The sequence below is a fragment of the Ensifer sp. GW101-20A05 genome (genome assembly GCF_059424735.1).
In genome coordinates this window covers 1-661 of record NZ_JBWKZT010000057.1, presented here as the reverse complement: position 1 = coordinate 661, position 661 = coordinate 1, and the positions used below count along the sequence as shown (strand labels likewise).

At 68.8% G+C, this 661-nt stretch carries 1 protein-coding gene; it reads left to right on the top strand.

The window, feature by feature from the left end; all coding sequences use genetic code 11:
• The coding region (locus AC070A_RS34635; protein WP_494773650.1) for a sulfate/molybdate ABC transporter ATP-binding protein at positions 1-661 on the top strand (661 nt) is incomplete at both ends.

The window sequence follows — 661 nt, the reverse complement described above, 5'->3', positions numbered from 1 at the left end:
TATCCGGCGCAGCTGTCCGGCGGCCAGCGCCAGCGCGTGGCGCTCGCCCGCGCCATGGCGGTCGAGCCGAACGTGCTGCTGCTCGACGAGCCCTTCGGCGCGCTCGACGCCCAGGTGCGCAAGGAACTGCGCAAGTGGCTGCGCGAGATCCATGACCGCACCGGCCACACGACGATCTTCGTCACCCACGACCAGGAGGAGGCGCTGGAACTGGCCGACCGCGTCGTCGTCATGAGCAAGGGCGCGATCGAACAGGTCGGCACCCCCGACGAGATCTACGACCATCCGGTTTCGCCCTTCGTCTTCGGCTTCATCGGCCAGTCGAACGCGCTCGCCGTCACGCTCCAGAACGGCGAGATCTGGTTCGAGGACCGGCCGATCGGGCTCAGGGCTCCGGCCGAGCCGGACGGGCCGGCCAATCTGCACTTCCGCCCGCACGACATCGAGCTGATCGACGGCTGCGGCGGCTGTCTCGCCGGCCTCGTCACCGCCAGCCGCCGCGTTGCCGGCACCCGCCATCTCGAACTCGACCTTGGCCGCAACCATCCGCATGTCGAGATCGAGCTGTCGCCCGAACGCGCCGCCGCCGGCGACCACAGCCGCATCGCCTTCCGGCCGACAAAGTGGAAACTCTTCAGAGACAACAGAGAGCAGGCTGTAG